This window comes from Methylobacterium trifolii (assembly GCF_022179685.1).
GTDB lineage: Bacteria > Pseudomonadota > Alphaproteobacteria > Rhizobiales > Beijerinckiaceae > Methylobacterium > Methylobacterium trifolii.
The window spans coordinates 1-18,155 of record NZ_BPRB01000167.1 but is presented as its reverse complement, the minus strand read 5'-3'; the positions used below and the strand labels follow the sequence as shown (position 1 = coordinate 18,155).

General features: G+C 71.9%; 15 protein-coding genes. 12 read left to right on the top strand and 3 right to left on the bottom strand.

Annotated features, from left to right (window positions below; genetic code table 11):
* Positions 1–289: 289 nt before the first annotated feature.
* On the top strand, positions 290–3,010 hold the full coding sequence (gene topA, locus COGEMETH_RS15125) for a type I DNA topoisomerase (protein WP_238183430.1): 2,721 nt from the start codon (positions 290–292) through the stop codon (positions 3,008–3,010).
* A gap of 137 nt (positions 3,011–3,147) precedes the next feature.
* Here topA and COGEMETH_RS15120 read toward each other — a convergent pair whose 3' ends face one another.
* Positions 3,148–3,333, bottom strand: coding sequence for a hypothetical protein (locus tag COGEMETH_RS15120; RefSeq protein ID WP_238183429.1), 186 nt, complete (start codon positions 3,331–3,333; stop codon positions 3,148–3,150).
* 170 nt (positions 3,334–3,503) lie between these two features.
* On the opposite strand from COGEMETH_RS15120, the gene COGEMETH_RS15115 reads away from it, so the two are divergent.
* Both COGEMETH_RS15115 and parE read left to right on the top strand, forming a co-directional pair.
* Entirely contained in the window at positions 3,504–5,468 is a 1,965-nt protein-coding gene (locus tag COGEMETH_RS15115) for a PhoX family protein (protein WP_238183428.1), read from the top strand.
* Positions 5,469–5,676: 208 nt separating this feature from the next.
* On the top strand, positions 5,677–7,743 hold the full coding sequence (gene parE / locus COGEMETH_RS15110; RefSeq protein WP_238183427.1) for a DNA topoisomerase IV subunit B: 2,067 nt from the start codon (positions 5,677–5,679) through the stop codon (positions 7,741–7,743).
* 80 nt (positions 7,744–7,823) lie between these two features.
* Here the strand turns inward: parE and ruvX are convergent, their stop codons facing one another.
* Together ruvX and COGEMETH_RS15100 are read right to left on the bottom strand one after the other, a co-directional pair.
* Positions 7,824–8,318 (bottom strand): Holliday junction resolvase RuvX, encoded by a 495-nt coding sequence (gene ruvX / locus COGEMETH_RS15105; RefSeq protein ID WP_238183426.1) that lies wholly within the window; start codon positions 8,316–8,318, stop codon positions 7,824–7,826.
* 32 nt (positions 8,319–8,350) lie between these two features.
* Positions 8,351–8,926, bottom strand: a complete 576-nt coding sequence (locus COGEMETH_RS15100; protein WP_238183433.1) for an SMI1/KNR4 family protein — start codon at positions 8,924–8,926, stop codon at positions 8,351–8,353.
* Positions 8,927–9,064: 138 nt separating this feature from the next.
* On the opposite strand from COGEMETH_RS15100, the gene COGEMETH_RS15095 reads away from it, so the two are divergent.
* The 9 genes from COGEMETH_RS15095 to COGEMETH_RS15055 all read left to right on the top strand — a co-directional run bounded on the left by COGEMETH_RS15095 (position 9,065) and on the right by COGEMETH_RS15055 (position 18,077).
* Positions 9,065–9,238, top strand: a complete 174-nt coding sequence (locus COGEMETH_RS15095; RefSeq protein ID WP_238183425.1) for a hypothetical protein — start codon at positions 9,065–9,067, stop codon at positions 9,236–9,238.
* A gap of 91 nt (positions 9,239–9,329) precedes the next feature.
* Positions 9,330–9,617, top strand: a complete 288-nt coding sequence (gatC, locus tag COGEMETH_RS15090) for an Asp-tRNA(Asn)/Glu-tRNA(Gln) amidotransferase subunit GatC (protein WP_238183424.1) — start codon at positions 9,330–9,332, stop codon at positions 9,615–9,617.
* A 58-nt stretch (positions 9,618–9,675) separates the two neighbouring features.
* A complete protein-coding gene (gene gatA / locus COGEMETH_RS15085; RefSeq protein ID WP_238183423.1) occupies positions 9,676–11,157 on the top strand; it encodes an Asp-tRNA(Asn)/Glu-tRNA(Gln) amidotransferase subunit GatA in 1,482 nt (493 codons plus the stop codon).
* Positions 11,154–11,453, top strand: a complete 300-nt coding sequence (locus COGEMETH_RS15080) for a hypothetical protein (protein WP_238183432.1) — start codon at positions 11,154–11,156, stop codon at positions 11,451–11,453. Before gatA ends, COGEMETH_RS15080 begins: the two co-directional genes overlap by 4 nt.
* 114 nt (positions 11,454–11,567) lie before the next feature.
* Positions 11,568–12,326, top strand: a complete 759-nt coding sequence (locus tag COGEMETH_RS15075; protein ID WP_238183422.1) for a LamB/YcsF family protein — start codon at positions 11,568–11,570, stop codon at positions 12,324–12,326.
* Positions 12,327–12,449: 123 nt separating this feature from the next.
* On the top strand, positions 12,450–14,465 hold the full coding sequence (locus COGEMETH_RS15070) for an AI-2E family transporter (protein ID WP_238183421.1): 2,016 nt from the start codon (positions 12,450–12,452) through the stop codon (positions 14,463–14,465).
* A gap of 57 nt (positions 14,466–14,522) precedes the next feature.
* Positions 14,523–15,311: a histidinol-phosphatase gene (hisN, locus tag COGEMETH_RS15065; RefSeq protein WP_238183431.1), complete on the top strand. Its 789-nt coding sequence runs from the start codon at positions 14,523–14,525 to the stop codon at positions 15,309–15,311.
* 130 nt (positions 15,312–15,441) lie between these two features.
* The gene (locus COGEMETH_RS15060; RefSeq protein WP_238183420.1) at positions 15,442–16,566 is read left to right on the top strand and encodes a hypothetical protein; all 1,125 of its coding nucleotides are present in this window, start codon (positions 15,442–15,444) and stop codon (positions 16,564–16,566) included.
* Positions 16,567–16,631: 65 nt separating this feature from the next.
* Positions 16,632–18,077, top strand: coding sequence for a YcjX family GTP-binding protein (locus COGEMETH_RS15055; RefSeq protein WP_238183419.1), 1,446 nt, complete (start codon positions 16,632–16,634; stop codon positions 18,075–18,077).
* The last annotated feature ends 78 nt before the right edge of the window (positions 18,078–18,155 follow it).

Here is an 18,155-nt window from a genome sequence, read left to right as displayed (position 1 = left end):
GAGCGCCCTCTCCGGACAACACGCTTCCCTATCGCGACCCGCTTCGCGGGCCACCCTTTCCCGCAAGATGGGAGAGGGAAACGCGCCCGTGCCGGAGAGGCCAAGCGAGTCGGTCTCGCACCATCCTACGGCCCGAAGAGCCTCTCCATCCAAGCGCTCCGATTTGACATCCCGCCGGGGTTGAACCACTTCTCCCGGCACGAGGCCCCCCTTGCCGGAGGCGGCCGGGTATCCGCAAAATCAGTCTGCGACCCGCCGCGATGGGCCCCGTCGAGAGGCTAAATCGTACATGAAAGTCGTCGTCGTCGAGTCGCCGGCCAAAGCCAAGACCATCAACAAGTATCTCGGCAGCGATTACGAGGTGATCGCCTCGTTCGGCCACATCCGCGACCTGCCGGCCAAGGACGGCTCGGTCGATCCGGAGGCCGACTTCCGGATGATCTGGGAGCTGGAGGACCGGGGCTCGAAGCGCGTCTCCGAGATCGCCCGGGCGGTCAAGGGCGCCGAGAAGCTCATCCTCGCCACCGACCCGGACCGGGAGGGCGAGGCCATCTCCTGGCACGTGCTGGAGGCGCTGACCGCCCGCAAGGCGCTCAAGGGCATCCCCGTCGAGCGCGTGACCTTCAACGCCATCACCAAGGCGTCGGTCGAGGCGGCGATGCGCAAGCCGCGCGAGATCGACCAGGCCCTGGTGGACGCCTACCTAGCCCGCCGGGCGCTGGACTACCTCGTCGGGTTCAACCTCTCACCCGTGCTGTGGCGCAAGCTTCCCGGCGCCCGCTCGGCCGGCCGGGTGCAGTCGGTGGCGTTGCGCCTCGTCTGCGAGCGCGAATACGAGATCGAGACCTTCAAGCCGCGCGAGTACTGGACCCTCATCGCCACGCTCGCCACCGAGGGCGGGGCCGTGTTCGAAGCCCGGCTCGTGGGCGCGGACGGCAAGCGCATCCAGCGCCTCGACGTGGGCACGGGCGAGGAGGCGGCGGCCTTCAAGCGCGACCTGGAACTGGCGACCTTCCAGGTGGCCTCGGTGGAGGCCAAGCCCGCCAAGCGCCACCCGCAGCCGCCCTTCACCACCTCGACCCTGCAGCAGGAAGCCTCGCGAAAGCTCGGGATGGCGCCGGCCCAGACCATGCGGGTGGCCCAGAAGCTCTACGAGGGCGTCGACGTCGGCGGCGAGACCGTGGGTCTCATCACCTACATGCGGACCGACGGCGTCGACATGGCGCCCGAGGCGATCGCCGACGCCCGCCGGGTGATCGGCAAGGAGTTCGGCGACCGGTACGTGCCGAGCGTGCCGCGCAAGTACACCGTCAAGGCCAAGAACGCGCAGGAGGCCCACGAGGCGGTGCGCCCGACCGAGATGGGCCGGCTGCCCAAGCAGGTCGCGCGCATGCTCGATCCCGAGCAGGCCAAGCTCTACGACCTGATCTGGACCCGCACGATCGCGAGCCAGATGGAATCGGCCGAACTCGAACGCACCACCATCGACGTGACGGCCAGCGTCGGCCCGCGCCGGATCGACCTGCGCGCCACCGGCCAGGTGGTGAAGTTCGACGGCTTCCTCACCCTCTACCAGGAGGGCAAGGATGACGAGGAGGACGAGGAGGGCCGGCGCCTGCCGCCGATGAAAGCCGGCGAGGCGCTGCGGCGCGAGCGCATCGCGTCCACCCAGCACTTCACTGAGCCGCCGCCGCGCTATTCCGAGGCCAGCCTGGTCAAGCGCATGGAGGAGCTCGGCATCGGGCGCCCCTCGACGTATGCCGCGGTACTCCAGACGCTGCGCGACAGGGAATACGTCAAGATCGAAAAAAAACGGCTCCAGCCGGAGGACAAGGGCCGGCTGGTCACGGGCTTCCTGGAGAGCTTCTTCAAGCGCTACGTCGAGTACGACTTCACCGCCGACCTCGAAGGCCAGCTCGACCGCGTCTCCAACGCCGAGATCGACTGGCGCGCGGTGCTGCGCGAGTTCTGGAAGGACTTTTCGGCCGCGGTCGGCGAGACCAAGGAATTACGCGTCACCGACGTGCTGGAGGCCCTGAACGGGCTGCTCGGCGCCCACATCTTCCCCGAGAAGCAGGACGGCTCGAACCCCCGCACCTGCCCGACCTGCGGCGCCGGCCAGCTCTCCCTCAAGCTCGGCAAGTACGGCGCCTTCGTCGGCTGCTCGAACTATCCCGAGTGCAAGTACACCCGCCAGCTCTCGGCCTCCGGCATCGACGGGGACGGGGACGGCTCCTCGGCGGACGGGTCGCAGCCCGGCACCCGCGTGCTCGGCGACGACCCCGTCACCGGCCTGCCCGTGACCCTGCGCGACGGCCGCTTCGGGCCCTTCCTCCAGCTCGGCGAGGCCTCCACCGAGAAGGGCGCGGAGAAGCCGAAGCGCTCGTCGCTCCCCAAGGGGCTCTCGCCCTCGGACGTGGACCTCGCCAAGGCGCTGGCCCTGCTGGCACTGCCCCGCGAGGTGGCGCGCCACCCGGAATCGGGCGAGCCGATCCTGGCCAATCTCGGCCGCTTCGGCCCCTACGTGCAGCACGGGAAGACCTATGCCAACCTCGGCAAGGACGACGACGTGCTGGAGATCGGCGGCAACCGCGCCATCGACCTGATCGTCGCCAAGGAGCAGGGGGGCGGGCGTGGGCGGCCCTCCTCCGATCCGGGGCGGGCGCTCGGCAAGGACGCGGCGTCGGGCCGCGACCTCGTGGTCAAGGCCGGCAAGTACGGCCCCTACGTCACGGACGGCGACGTCAACGCGACGCTTCCCAAGAGCATGAGCGCCGAGGCCCTCACCCTCGAAGAGGGCATCGGCCTGGTCAACGCCAAGCGCGCCTCGGGCGGCGGCAAGGCGACGGGCCGGAAGGTGCGGGGCCGGACGGCCGCCGCTGGGGACGGCCCCAAGAAGCCTGCCCGGAAGGCCGCGGCCAAGCCTGCCAAGGCCGCGGCGAAGACCGGTGCCAAGGCGCCGGCCAAGGCGCCTGCGCGAAAGGCGGCGGCGAAGAAGACGACCGGCTGAGTTTATCGGTCTGGAATGGGCCCTTCCCTCCCCCGCAGAAGAGGGAGGGCGGGCGCGCTGTTTCGTGCAGGCGAAGACATCCAAGACGAACGGAAGCCGTCCCCGCCCCGGGGACCCAGCCTCGGCCGGTGTCCAGCTTAGACGAAGTAGGTCAGCGTCGCGGCCAGCGTCGTGGCCGCCATGGCGGCGGTGATGATGGCCGGGCGCAGGAACAGCGTCCGCTGCACCTCGGCCAGAGGGGACTCGGGCCAGCCGAAAGCCTCACCCGCGGCGCGCTCGGCGCGCATCAGGGAGGAGTGCCGGGCGTGGTTGGCTGCGGTCATCGGCGTCGAACTCCCGATCGGTCGCGGATACGGATACGCGAAGCTTTGCCGTGGAAACGCGCAGGTCATGGTTTCGTTCCAGAGGGGATCGATGCCCCCGCGCTGTCATCCGGGCGCCACCCACGCAGTCTAAGGGCGGCGTGCGACGATCAGGCGACAGGACGACAGCGATGACCGAGACGATACGGAACCGCTCGCAGGCGGCCGAGGCCGCGGAGGATGCCGGCTCAAACGCCAGCGCGAACCCGACGCTCGCCGACGTGGTGGCGCGCCGTTTCCACCGTCGCGACCTGCTCGGCGGCCTGGCGGTCGGCGCCATCGCCGCCCTGGTCGGCCCCCGCGCGCTGGCCGCGCAACCCGAGGGATCGCCCTTCCGGTTCCCGGAGCTTCCGGCCGGCTCGGACGCGCACCACCACGTGGCCGAGGGGCACGCGGCCGAAATCCTGATCCGCTGGGGCGATCCCGTGCTGCCCGGCGCGCCGACCTTCGACCCGGAGCGCCAGAGCGCGGCCGCCCAAGCCCGGCAGTTCGGCTACAACAACGACTTCATCGGCTATTTCCCGATGCCGGGGACGGACGACCCGGCCGCGCACGGCCTCCTCGTGGTCAACCACGAGTACACCAACGAGGAGCTGATGTTTCCCGGCCTCGGCCGCCAGGACGGCAAGGCGGCCTTTGCCGGCATGACGCGGGAGCTCGCCGAGATCGAGATGGCGGCCCATGGCGGCTCGGTGCTCGAGATCCGCCGGGTCGACGGCCGCTGGCAGATCGTGCCGGATTCGAGGTTCGCCCGCCGCATCACCGCGCGCACGCCCATGCTGATGACCGGGCCGGCTGCGGGCTCCGAGCGCCTGCGCACGGGCGCCGACCGGCAAGGCCGCCACGTGCTCGGCATGATCAACAACTGCGCCGGCGGGGTGACGCCCTGGGGCACGTGGCTCACCTGCGAGGAGAACATCAACTACTACTTCCAGGGGGCCCTGCCCGAGGGCTCGCCCGAGGCGCGCAACCACAAGCGCCTGGGCCTGCCGGGCAACCTCTACGCCTGGGGCCGGTTCGACCCGCGCTTCGACCTCGCCCGCGAGCCGAACGAACCCAACCGCTTCGGCTGGGTGGTGGAGATCGACCCGTTCGACCCCGCCTCCGTGCCGCGCAAGCGCACGGCGATGGGGCGGTTCAAGCACGAGGGCGCGGCCGGCATCGTAGCCAGGGACGGCCGCTACGTGGTGTTCCAGGGCGACGACGAGCGCTTCGACTACGTCTACCGCTTCGTCACCCGCGATGCCGTCGACCGGGCGAACCCGGCGGCCAACCGCGACATCCTCGATTCCGGCACCCTGTCGGTGGCCCGCTTCGACGCCGACGGGCGCGGCACCTGGCTGCCGATCGTCCACGGGCAGGGGCCGCTGACGCCGGAGAACGGGTTTGCCGACCAGGCCGACGTGCTGATCGAGACCCGCCGGGCCGCCGACCTCCTGGGCGCCACCAAGATGGATCGGCCCGAGGACGTTGAGGCCAACCCCAGGACCGGCAAGGTCTACGTCATGCTCACCAACAACCACCGGCGGAAGCCCGAGGCGGTGGACCCGGCCAACCCCCGCCCCGACAACCGCTTCGGCCACATCGTCGAGATCGCGCCGGACGACCGCGACCACGCCGCGCCGGGCTTCGCCTGGGAGGTGCTGCTGCGCTGCGGCGACCCGGCGGTGGCCGCGGTCGGCGCCACCTTCTCCTCGGCGACCACGCGGGACGGCTGGTTCGGCATGCCCGACAACTGTTCCGTCGACGGGCTGGGCCGGCTCTGGGTCGCGACCGACGGCAACTCCGCCTCCCGCACCGGCCGGGCCGACGGGATCTGGGGCGTGGAGACGGAAGGGGCGGGTCGCGGCACCGCGCGGCACTTCTTCCAGGTGCCGACCGGCGCGGAGATGTGCGGACCCTACTTCACCCCGGACGATTCGACCTTCTTCGTGGGCGTGCAGCACCCCGGCGAGGCCGACGAGGACGACCCCGCCGCTCTCCCTGCGACCTTCGAGGCCCCGGCCACCCGCTGGCCGGACTTCGACCCAGCCACGCCGCCGCGCCCCTCCGTGGTGGCGATCACCCGCCGGGGCGGCGGCCGCGTCGGCACCTGAGCCAGGGTCCTTTAACCATCCAGGCGGCATGAATCGGCTGGCCGGCCCGCCCGCCGGTTGGCCCGGCCCCGCGGGGCGTGCGATCATCCGCATGCCGCGAGGGGTCGGACCCCTATCCGTTTCCGGTTTGTTCCGGTACGCTGGAAGGATGAAGGCGCATGCTCCACGCTCCCGACGACCGGCCGACCCTCAAGCGCGGGGCCCGCGCGTGAGCGATCCGGCCCGCGACCTGTTCGGCCCCGGCGCGAAGGCGCCCGGTGCGCCCCGCCCCGACGAGCGCCGGCGCAAGCTCGCCGCCACGGCCTCCGTGCAGGCGCTCGCCGCGGCGGAGACGGGCGAGGCCGGCTACACCGCCTCCGACATCGAGGTGCTGGAGGGGCTGGAGCCGGTCCGGCGCCGGCCGGGCATGTATATCGGCGGCACCGACGAGCGGGCCCTGCACCACCTCTTCTCCGAGGTGATCGACAATTCCATGGACGAGGCGGTGGCGGGCCACGCCAGCTTCATCGAGGTGGAGCTGGAGGAATCCGGCGCGCTGGTCGTCACCGACAACGGCCGCGGCATCCCCGTCGACCCCCACCCGAAGTTTCCGGGCAAGTCCGCGCTGGAGGTCATCATGACCACGCTGCATGCGGGCGGAAAGTTCGATTCGAAGGTCTACGAGACCTCCGGCGGCCTGCACGGCGTCGGCATCTCGGTGGTCAACGCGCTGTCCGACCTCCTGGAGGTCGAGGTCGCCCGCAACCAGACCCTCTACCGCCAGACCTTCTCCCGCGGCCATGCGCAGGGCGCCATCGAGGTCGTCGGCCGGGTGCAGAACCGGCGCGGCACGCGGATTCGCTTCCATCCCGACGCGCAGATCTTCGGCTCCCTGAAGTTCGACCCGCGCCGCCTGTTCAAGATGGCCCGCTCCAAGGCCTACCTGTTCGGCGGCGTCGAGATCCGCTGGCGCTGCGCGCCGGCCCTGCTGGAGGGCATCGAGGGCGTGCCGGCCGAGGCCGTCCACCGCTTCCCCGGGGGCCTGCGCGACTACCTCGCCCGCGACATCGAGGGGAAGGAGCTCGTCACCGAGGCGATCTTCTCCGGCAAGATCACCAAGCCCGGAAGCCACGGCTCGCTCGAATGGGCGGTGGCCTGGATGGTCCACGACGACGGGGTCTCGGCCTCCTACTGCAACACGATCCCGACGCCCGAGGGCGGCACCCACGAATCGGGCCTGCGCGTCGCCCTGCTGCGGGCGCTGCGCGAGCATGCCGAGCGGGTGAACCAGGCCAAGCGCATGACGGCGGTGACCACCGACGACGTGATGGCGACCTGCGCCTCCATGCTCTCGGTCTTCATCCGCGAGCCGGAGTTCCAGGGCCAGACCAAGGACAAGCTGGCCACCGTCGAGGCCTCCCGCATCGTCGAGACCGCGATCCGCGACGCCTTCGACCACTGGCTCGCCGGCTCGCCGGCCCAGGCCAACAAGCTCCTCGACTGGGTGATCGACCGGGCCGAGGAGCGCCTGCGCCGACGCCAGGAGAAGGAGGTCGCGCGCAAGAGCGCGACGCGCAAGCTGCGGCTTCCGGGCAAGCTCGCCGACTGCTCGGCCGCCGGCACCGCGGGCTCCGAGATCTTCATCGTCGAGGGCGATTCGGCCGGCGGCTCGGCCAAGCAGGCCCGCGACCGGGCGACCCAAGCCATCCTGCCGTTGCGTGGAAAGATCCTGAACGTGGCCTCGGCCAGCCGCGACAAGCTCGGGGCCAACCAGCTCATCTCCGACCTGACCCTGGCGCTGGGCTGCGGCACGGGTGCGAACTTCCGCGAGGCGGACTTGCGCTACGACAAGGTCATCATCATGACGGACGCCGACGTGGACGGCGCCCACATCGCCTCCCTGCTCATCACCTTCTTCTACCGGCAGATGCCGAAACTCATCGACCGGGGGCACCTCTACCTCGCGATCCCGCCCCTCTACCGCCTGCAGCAGGGCACGAAGACGGCCTACGCCCGCGACGACGCCCACAAGGACCAGCTGATCAAGAGCGTGTTCAAGGCCGGCAAGGTCGAGATCGGCCGCTTCAAGGGCCTGGGCGAGATGATGCCGGCCCAGCTCAAGGAGACCACCATGGACCCGAAGAAGCGCACCCTGCTCCGGGTCGCCGTCCTCGACGAGGCGCGGGAATCCACCGGCGACACCGTCGACCGGTTGATGGGCAACAAGCCGGAGGCGCGCTTCGCCTTCATCACCGAGCGCGCCGCCTTCACGGAAGGCGCCGACCTCGACATCTGATTTTTTTGAGTCTCGGCGCGCGCCTCGCTCTCCCCCTTCGCCGCGGAGGGTGGGGAGGGGAAAAACCCGGCCGCGGCCTTTCAGTCGTCCGAATCCCCCGCATCGGCTTGCGCCAGCCAGCGCATCCGGTCGAGGCAGCCCTGGAGGATGTAGGCGGCGGCGAGCTTGTCCACGAGTTGGCCGCGCCGGGCGCGGGAGGCGTCCGCCTCGATCAGGGCGCGGGTGACGACCGCCGTGGAGAGCCGCTCGTCGTAGAACAGCACCGGCAGGTCGAGGAGCGGCTTGAGGTTGCGCACGAAGGCGCGGGTCGATTGCACCCGCGGCCCCTCGCTGCCGTCCATGTTGAGGGGAAGCCCCATCACGATCCCGCCCACCGCGTGCCGCTCGCAGACGGCGCGCAGGCGGGCGGCGTCGGGGGTGAACTTCACACGCTGGATCGTCTCCAGGGGCGATGCGATCTGCCGGCCGAGGTCGGACAGGGCGATGCCGATGGTCTTGGTGCCGAGGTCGAGCCCGATCAGACGCGCGCCTCCCTGCGAGGCTTCCGCGAAGGCCCGTATCGCGTCCGTGTCCATCGCCCGTGTCCCGCCGCGTCAAGACCCGCGGCCTACGCGAGCGGGTCGGCCCGCGCCAGCACCGCCGCGTCGATTCCCTCGAAGGTCGAGGGCAACGGCTCGGCGCCGAAGCCGAGCACGGTCGTGACCGAGGCGCCCTGCACCCGCCGCATCAGGTCGAGGAGGGTCTCGCCCCCGAAGCGGACGGTCTCCAGGTCCGGGTCCATCACCCAGACGTCGTACTCGCCTGTCCCGGTCACGTCCCAGAACAGGAAGCTGCCGTCCTCCCCCGTGCCGAAGAAGCAGGCGCGCTCCACGATGGTGGGGTCGTCGCCCTCGATGGCGAAGGCGTGGGGGCTGGCGGAGAGTTCCGGCGCCTCGCCCATCAGGCGGATGGCGTCGTTGACGCTGTGGGCGATCAGGCCGGCGCGGGTGACGAGGTCGGAGCCCTCGAAGGGCGTTGGCGTGGCGATCCGCCAATGGCCGCAGGCGAGTCCCGCCCCGCAATCCCGGCAGAAGCTGCGGTAGGATTCGGGCAGGGCAAAACCCAGTTCGGCCTCGGCGCGGGCGATCTCGGCCTCCGCCGAGACGGAACCCTGCCGCAGGCTGGCGAACACCGCACTCCACATATCCCAGGACTCCACGCAGGCCAGCGCCGGCCCCGATCCACAGGCGTTTACCATGTCCGCAGATCGCGGTGGCGCAATCGGGAGCCGATGCGCATACCGATGGTTAAGGTTTCGTTAACACCTGCGACGGGGACGCCCTTGTCATCCATCGGTCAAATCCAGGCCCGCCTGCCGATGCCGCGGCGGCACAAGTGGCTCCTGCTGCTCGCCTTCGAGATCCTGGTCTTCGGCTTCGCGCAGGCCGAGTTCCACCCGGTCCGGCGCGGCATCCTGATCGAGACCACGATCACCCCGAACCACGTCGTCACCTGACTCGTTGCGGGCGCCGGAAGGCCGGTGCTATAGCGCGCCGACCCCGCAAGGCCGCGTCCGGCGTGCCGACGGGCAGGACGAACGCGGCAGCATGTCGGTCGACGCAGCAACGGTCAGGCGCATCGCGCATCTCGCCCGCATCGCGGTGAGCGAGGAGGAGGTCGCCCCGCTCCAGGGCGAGTTGAACGCCATCCTCGCCTTCGTCGAGCAGCTCGACGCGGTGGACGTGGCCGGCGTCGAGCCGATGACTTCGGTGACGCCCATGGCGATGAAGAAGCGCGAGGACGTGGTCACGGATGGCGGCCGGGCCTTCGACGTGGTCGCCAACGCCCCCGAGACCGAGGACAACTATTTCCTCGTCCCCAAGGTGGTCGAGTAGGCCGGTCCCGGCGGATGACGGCCACCCCCCGGCGCGAGCGCGCGTGAGGACGAACAGCGTGACGGAACTCAACCAACTCACCCTCGCCGAAGCGCGCGACGCCCTGCGGAGCCGGACGACCTCCGCCCGCGAGCTGACGCAGGCGCATCTCGACGCCATGGCCAAGGCGCGCGTGCTCAACGCCTACCTGCTGGAGACGCCCGAGCGGGCGCTGGCGATGGCCGACGTGTCGGATTCCAAGATCGCTGCCGGCGACGCCCGACCCCTGGAGGGCCTGCCGCTCGGCATCAAGGACCTTTTCTGTACCCACGGCGTCACGACGACGGCGGGATCGAAGATCCTCGAAGGCTTCGAGCCGCATTACGAGTCGGCCGTCTCGGCCAACCTCTGGCGCGACGGCGCCGTGATGCTGGGCAAGCTCAACCTCGACGAGTTCGCCATGGGCTCGTCCAACGAGACCAGCGCCTACGGCGACGTGGTCTCCCCGTGGCGTCGCGCCGGTTCGGACGCGCGGATCGTGCCCGGCGGTTCCTCGGGCGGCTCGGCGGCCGCGGTCGCGGCCCACCTGTGCCTGGGCGCCACCGCCACCGACACGGGCGGCTCGATCCGCCAGCCCGCCGCCTTCACCGGCACGGTCGGCATCAAGCCGACCTACGGGCGCATCTCCCGCTGGGGCACGGTGGCCTTCGCCTCCTCCCTCGACCAGGCCGGCCCGATCGCCCGCACCGTGCGCGATTGCGCCATCCTGCTGGGCTCGATGGCGGGGCCGGACGCCCGCGACACCACCTGCGTGGACCTGCCCGTGCCGAACTTCGAGGCGGCAATCTCCCGCGGGGTGAAGGACCTGACCATCGGCATTCCGAAGGAATACCGGGTCGACGGCATGCCGCCCGAGATCCAGAAGCTCTGGGACCAGGGCGCCGAGTGGCTCAAGGCCGCTGGCGCGAGCATCCGGGAGATCTCGCTGCCGCACACGCGCTACGCCCTGCCGGCCTACTACATCGTGGCCCCGGCCGAGGCCTCCTCCAACCTCGCCCGCTACGACGGCGTGCGCTACGGCTTGCGGGTGCCCGGCAAGGACATCGCCGGGATGTACGAGAACACCCGCGCCGCGGGCTTCGGCCGCGAGGTGAAGCGACGCATCATGATCGGCACCTACGTGCTCTCGGCGGGCTATTACGACGCCTATTACGTCCGGGCCCAGAAGATCCGCACCCTGATCAAGCGCGACTTCGAGGCGGCCTACGCCGAGGGCGTGGACGCGATCCTCACGCCCGCCACCCCGTCCTCCGCCTTCGGCATCGGCGAGAAGGCCTCGGCCGACCCGGTGGAGATGTATCTCAACGACGTGTTCACGGTCACCGTGAACATGGCGGGCCTGCCCGGGATCGCCGTGCCCGCGGGCCTCGACGCGCAGGGGCTGCCGCTCGGCCTTCAGCTCATCGGCCGCCCCTTCGACGAGGAGACGCTGTTTGCCACCGCGCAGGTGATCGAGGACGCCGCCGGCCGGACGGCCCTGCCGAAGCCCTGGTGGGCATGACCGTCCCCTATTATCCCTGGACGGTCTGGATCTGGGCCGCCTTCGACCCGATCCTGGTGTGCCTCGCCCTCTATCTCGGCTGGACGGCGAGCCAGTTCGGCAAGGTCTTCATCGCCGCGATCATGGCGCTGGCCGTCTCGGTGCTGGCCTCCTGGGCGATCTCGGCCGTGGGCATCCCCTGGCCGGCCCCGGTCAGCCACGACGGGCCGACCTTCTTCCCCGTGCGGACCCTCGGCGCGCTGCTGTGGGCGATGCTGGGCTTTGCCGCCCGCCGCGTGGCACACAGGCCGGGCTGAGCGCCTGTCGACGCCCGAAACGGAGCCGCGATCGTCGGGCACGGGTGATCCGGCAGGCCCTTGCCACGCCCGCCCCCGCGCCCGATCCTGGCCGGAAAGCGCGGGAGCGGCGGCATGCGGATCGACCTCAACAGCGACCTCGGCGAGGGCTTCGGCCCCTGGCGCATGGGCGACGACGCAGCCATCCTCGACGTCGTGACCTCCGCCAACGTCGCCTGCGGCTTCCATGCGGGCGACCCTTCGATCATGGTCGAGACCGCCGCGGCGGCCCTGGCGCGGGGCGTGTCCCTCGGGGCGCATCCGGGTTTTGCCGACCTCCAGGGTTTCGGCCGCCGGGTGATCCGCATGGGCGCGCGGGAGATCGAGCACGCCGTCGCCTACCAGGTCGGGGCGCTCATGGCCTGCGCGGCCCTGGCCGGCCACCGCGTCACCCACGTCAAGGCGCATGGGGCTCTGAGCAACCTCTCGAACGCGGAGGCCGAGGTCGCCGCCGCCGTCGCCAAGGGGGTGCGCGGGGTCGACCGCGCCTTGCGCCTCGTGGTGATGCCGGGCCTCGTCTCCGAGGCGGCGGGGCTGGCCGAGGGCCTGCCCGTGGTGCGCGAGGTCTTCGCCGACCGCGCCTATGCCGACGACGGCCAGCTCGCATCGCGTGCCCTGCCCGGCGCCGTGATCGCGGATGCGGAGGAGGCCGCGGCCCGCGTCGTGCGGATGCTGGAGGCGGGCGCCGTCGAGACCCTGTCGGGGGGCCGCATCCCTGTGGCGATCGACACGGTCTGCGTCCACGGCGACAGCCCCGGCGCGCTCGCCACCGCGCGGGCGGTGCGCCGGGCGTTGGAGGCCGCCGGCCACACCGTGATGCCCTTCGCGGATTGAGGCCGATCACGCAACCGTGTGAATCCCCCCGCCCGCCAGGGATCGTTTGAGCCCGGCTCATCGTTCCTGATCCGGCGGCGGGCTTCGAAGGGCCGCCGCGACCGCGTTGCGTTCGAGGCTGGCATGGCGACGAGAAACCCCGAGGCTCCGCTGGTCCCCCCGCGGCCGACCCGCATCGCCGCGGCCGAGACGCCGAAAGCCGCCCTCGCCTCGCCCGTCGTCATCGGCGCCGTTGTCATCGCCGGCCTGTATTTCGGGCGCGAGATCCTGATCCCGATCGCCATCGCCCTGCTGCTGTCCTTCGTGCTCGGGCCGCTGGTGAACCTGCTGCGCCGGCTGCGCCTGCCGCGCCCGTTCGCCGTGGGCCTCGCCGTGCTGGCGACGCTGGGGATCGTCGGCGCGCTGGCGACCCTGATCGGCGTGCAGATGGCGGATCTGGCCTCCGACGTGCCGCGCTACCGCGACACCATCGAGCGCAAGGTCGAGGGCCTGCGCGAGAGTCCGGTCGGGCACGTCACCGACTACGTCGCCAATATCGGCCGGGCCCTGCACACCGCCGGCAACGGCGACAAGGCGGACAAGCCCGCCGTGCCGGCCGAGCCCCAGGCGGCGCAGACCAAGGCACCCGAAGCGGCTCCGGAGCCCAAGCCCGTTCTGGTCGAGATGCGCCAGGTCCAGCCCGGTCCCCTGGAGATGGCGGGCACGCTGCTGTCGCCCACCCTCCAGCCCCTGGCCACAGCCGGCATCGTCTTCGTGGTGCTGCTGTTCGTGCTGATGCAGCGGGAGGACCTGCGCGATCGCATGATCCGGCTCGCCGGATCGAGCGACCTGCACCGCACCACGGTGGCGATGGACGACGCCGCCCGCCGCCTCAGCCGCTACTTCGTGGTGCAGTTGGCGCTGAACACCGGCTTCGGGCTGGTGATCGGCATCGGGCTCTACCTCATCGGCGTGCCCAATCCCGTGCTCTGGGGCATCTTCTCCGCGCTGATGCGCTTCGTGCCGTATATCGGCGCCTTCCTCTCGGCCCTGCTGCCGCTGGCGCTGGCGGCCGCCGTCGACCCCGGCTGGAACATGCTGATCGCCACCGCGGTCCTGTTCCTGGTCATGGAGCCCCTCACCGGGCAGATCGTGGAGCCGATGCTCTACGGCCACTCCACGGGGCTCTCCCCCTTCTCGGTGCTGGTCTCGGCCCTGTTCTGGACTTGGCTGTGGGGGCCGGTGGGCCTCATCCTGTCGACGCCGCTCACCGTCTGCCTCGTGGTGCTCGGCCGGCACGTGGACACGCTCGAATTCCTCGACGTGCTGTTCGGCAACCGGCCGGCGCTGACGCCGGTGGAGAATTTCTATCAGCGCATCCTGGCCGACGACCCGGAGGAGGCGCAGGAGCATGCCGACCTGATCCTGCGGCAATGCTCCCTCTCGGCCTATTACGACGAGGTCGTGGTCCGCGGCCTGGAACTGGCCGCGCGTGACGCCGCCCGCGGCGTCCTCACCGTCGCGCAGAAGACCGACATCCGCGCCTCCGTCACCGAGCTGATCGAGGAACTCGACTCCCGCGCCGACAGGACGCCCGAGCCGGAGGCCGGCGGAGCCGCGGACGGACCCGGCGCCGAACCGGCCTGCGGGCGGGAGGCCGCGATCCCCTTCGCGCCCGAGCCGGATTCCGTGCCGGAGGCGTGGGCGCGCGACGGCGCGGTGCTCTGCATCGCCGGGCGCGGCTTCATCGACGAGGCCGCCGCCGCCATCCTCGCCCAGCTCCTGGCCAAGCGCGGCATCGGCGTGCGCAAGGTGGCGTTCTCTGACGTGGCCCGCGCCCGGATCGACGCCTTCGAGCCCGGGCCGGTGCGCATGACCTGCATCGTCTCCCTGGCGATCAGCGGCGAGCCGACCCACCTGCGCCGCCTGGTCGAGCGCCTGAGGGCCCGGATGCCGCGCACGCCGGTCCTGATCGGACTCTGGCAGGCGGACGGGGGCTCGCCGGCCGAGGCCGCGGCCCATGCCTCCATCACCGCGGACGGCCACGTCTCCTCCCTGCGCAGCGCCGTCGAGGCCGTGCTCGCCGCGGTCAAGGCCGACGCGGCGCCGGTCGCCGAAGGCGTGCGCGCAGCCGTGCGGCCGGTCCCGGCCGGGGCTTGACGCGGGGCGCCGGAAGCCGGCTTCGTGCCGGTCTGGGGACAGCAGGGACGGCAGCCGATGAGCGTGGTGGAACTCGGCCGCTTCATGGACGACCTCGCGGAGGCGTCGGGGCGCGCGATCCTGCCGTTCTTCCGCACGCAGGTCGGCCTCGACGACAAGGCGCGGGGCGGGGCGCCGTTCGATCCGGTCACGGAGGCCGACCGGGCGGCCGAGGTCGTGCTGCGGAGCCTGATCCGGCAGACCTTTCCCGCCCACGGCATCCTCGGGGAGGAGTTCGGCGCCGAGCGGCTCGAGGCCGAATGCGTCTGGGTGCTCGATCCGATCGACGGCACCCGCGCCTTCATCGCCGGCCTGCCGACCTGGGGCACCCTGATCGGGCTGACCCGCAACGGCACGGCCGTGCGCGGCCTGATGCACCAGCCCTATCTCGGCGAGCGCTTCTCCGGCGACGGCCGTAGCGCCCGCCTGCGCAATGCCGCCGGCGAGCGGACCCTCCACACCCGGCCCTGCGCCGACCTCGGCACCGCCATCCTCGCCACCACCGACCCGCGCCTGTTCACTGAGGACGAGGAGGCCGAGCGCTTCCGCGCCGTCGAGGGCACCGTGCGGATGTCCCGCTACGGGGCCGATTGCTACGCCTATTGCATGCTGGCCGCCGGCCAGATCGACCTCGTGGTCGAGGCCGGCCTCAAGCCCTACGACATCGTCGCCCTCATCCCCATCGTGGAGGGTGCCGGCGGCGTCGTCACCGCCTGGGACGGCGGCCCGGCCACGGAGGGCGGCCGCATCGTGGCGGCCGGCGACCCGCGTTTGCATGCGCAGGCGCTGCGATTGCTGAACGGGTGAGCGGAGAGGCCCCGCGGGGCGGAAGGCCAGGAGAGCCGACCCCCAAGCTCCCCTGCGCCAGGATCGCCGTGAACCGATCCGCCGCCGCCGCCGTTGCCCGTGACCCGTTCCCCTCGCCCCCAGAAGCCGCGTGCTGCTCACCGCCCTCCTCGTCCTGACAACGCTGCTGCCGCGGCTCGACGGCGGGCTGGACGCGATTTCGCGACGCGCGCGCGCGGAGGCACCCGCGCCCACCTTCCAGGCCGAGGCCCGCGCGGTCTCGAACTGGCACGGGGAGGCCGGGGCGGCCCTGCGGCCGGTCTCCCTCGCCCTGGTGGCGCGCTTCGCCCAGAGCGATCCGGCCTTCGTCGCCCGCTGCGTCAAGCTCAACAACTACTGGTGCATCAAGCGCGCCCGCTGGCCCGGCGAGATCGGCGGCGACGCGGAGGGCCACACCGCCTTCGCCACCGCCGCGGACGGGGCGGATGCGGCGGCCTCCCTGCTGCGGCGCTATTATCGCGAGTACGGGCGGCGCACGGGGCTCGCCATCGTCCGTCGCTGGGCGCCGGCCGAGTGCCGTGCACCGGGGACCGAACCGCTTGCCGCCGTCCCGGCCCGTTCGTCCTTCGCGATCCGTTCCGCCCCGGCGCGGGGGCTGGCGCCCCGCGGCATCGGCGGAACGCTGCGCGCCCGCTACCTCGCCCGGCATCGGCCCGGCGGCGCGCTGCGACACCGGGTGGTGCGGGGGCCGGCCCTGCGGGTCCAGCCCTGGTCGCCCCTCGCCCGCATGGCCGGCCGGCCCGGTGCGCGTCCGCGCGGCAGGGCGCTCCCCATGCTCAAGCCCGTGCCCGACATCGCCACCCGGATCGAGGCGTCCGCCCGGACCCCGCCCCGCGGGGCCGACGACCCGATGGCGCTGCTGGAGCGCCGGACGCCCTCCCCCGAGCGCCTGCTCGCGGAATCGGCCGCCCTGCCCCCGATCGCGGCCGGTTCGCCCAGCCTCGACCTGCGCCTGCCGCCGCTGCTCTGCACCAGCGACGAAGGCCGGATCGGCAACTACGCCGCCCTCATCGCCCGCAGCGTCGGCCTGAATGCCGGCGACGACCTCAAGCTCTTCGCCGCCGACGGCAGCCCGCTGCCGAACCTCGCCCCGGTTCTGCTCGCCATGTCGGGCGTCGAGCTCGGCACCATGCGCGCCGCGCCCGACCTGGTGCGGGCGGCGGTCGGCCGTCTGGCCGCGCCGCCCGCCACGCCAACCGCCGAGGCGGCCCCGTGACCTTGCAGGCGAGGCTGCCGCTTGCCACCTGAGCGCGGCATGTTTTCCTTCAGCCGAGCCCGTCCGTGCCCCTGACCGATCTCGCAAGCCGCGCCGGCTCGGCCGTGCGGGCCTTCGCCGAGGCGTCGAGCGACCTGTTGCTCCAGCCGACGCTGCGACTCGGCGTCACCGGGCTGGCGCGCTCGGGCAAGACGGTGTTCACCACCGCCCTCATCCACCACCTCGTGGAGACGCACGCCCTTCCGGCCTTCGCACCGGCGCAGGAGGGCCGCCTGCGCCGCGCCCGCCTCGTGCCCCAGCCCGACGACGACGTGCCGCGCTTCCCCTTCGAGGAGCATTTCGCCTCGCTCACCGAGGCCCGGCACTGGCCCCGCTCCACCGACCGGATCAGCCAGTTCCGCCTGGAGATCGAGTATGAGCGCGCCGGCTCCTGGCGTTCCGGCCCCGGCACCCTGATGCTCGACGTGGTGGACTACCCCGGAGAGTGGCTCCTCGACCTCGCGCTGATCGAGAGCGGCTACACGGCCTGGTCGCGGTCCACGATCAACGGGACCCGCCGCGCGGGCCGCGCGGCAACCGCCGCTCCCTGGCTCGACACCCTGAAGGGGCTCGACCCGAACGGGCCCCTGGATGAGGTGGTGGCCGAGCGGGCGAGCAACGCCTTCAAGACCTACCTCGCGGCGCTGCGCGCAGGGCCTGAGGCGGTGGCCACCACGCCGCCGGGCCGCTTCCTGATGCCGGGCGACCTCGCCGGCTCCCCGGCGCTCACCTTCGCCCCGCTGGACGGTCTGGCCGAGACCCACGCCCCCGACAGCCTCGCCGGGCTGATGGAGCGGCGCTTCGAGGCCTACAAGGCCAAGGTCGTGGTGCCCTTCTTCCGCGACCACTTCCAGCGGGTCGACCGGCAGATCGTGCTGGTGGACGTGCTCAGCGCCGTCGATGCCGGGCCGACCGCGGTGGCCGAGCTGGAGGAGGCGCTCGACGCGGTGCTGCTCAGCCTCAACATCGGCCGCAACTCGTTTTTCTCGAAGCTGTTCGCCCCGCGGGCCGACAAGATCCTGTTCGCCGCCACAAAGGCCGACCACCTGCACCAGACCAGCCACGACCGCCTCGACGCCCTGCTGCGCCTCCTCGTCTCCCGCGCCATGCGCCGCACGGAAGCCGCGGGCGCCCGCGTCGGCACCGTGGCTCTGGCCTCCGTGCGGGCCACCCGCGAGACCACGGTCCATGACGGCTCGGAGGCGCTTCGCGCGGTCTCCGGCACCCCGGAGGCCGGCGAGGTGGTGGGCGACGAGCGCTTCGACGGGACGACCGAGGCCGCGATCTTCCCCGGCGAGCTGCCGGCCCGGCCGGAATCGGTGCTCGACGGCGCGGTGGAGCCCGGCTCCCTGCGCTTTCCCCGCTTCCGCCCCCCCATCGTCAGGCCCGATGCGCTCGGCCGCCCCGGCCACCTGCCGCAGATCCGCCTCGACCGGGCGATGCAGTTCCTGATCGGCGACCGGCTGACGTGATTCTTTTTGGGGGGTTAGGATCGGTGGATTTGGCCATGAGGACGCGATTGACCGAGCGTGCGCCTTCCCTCCCCCCTC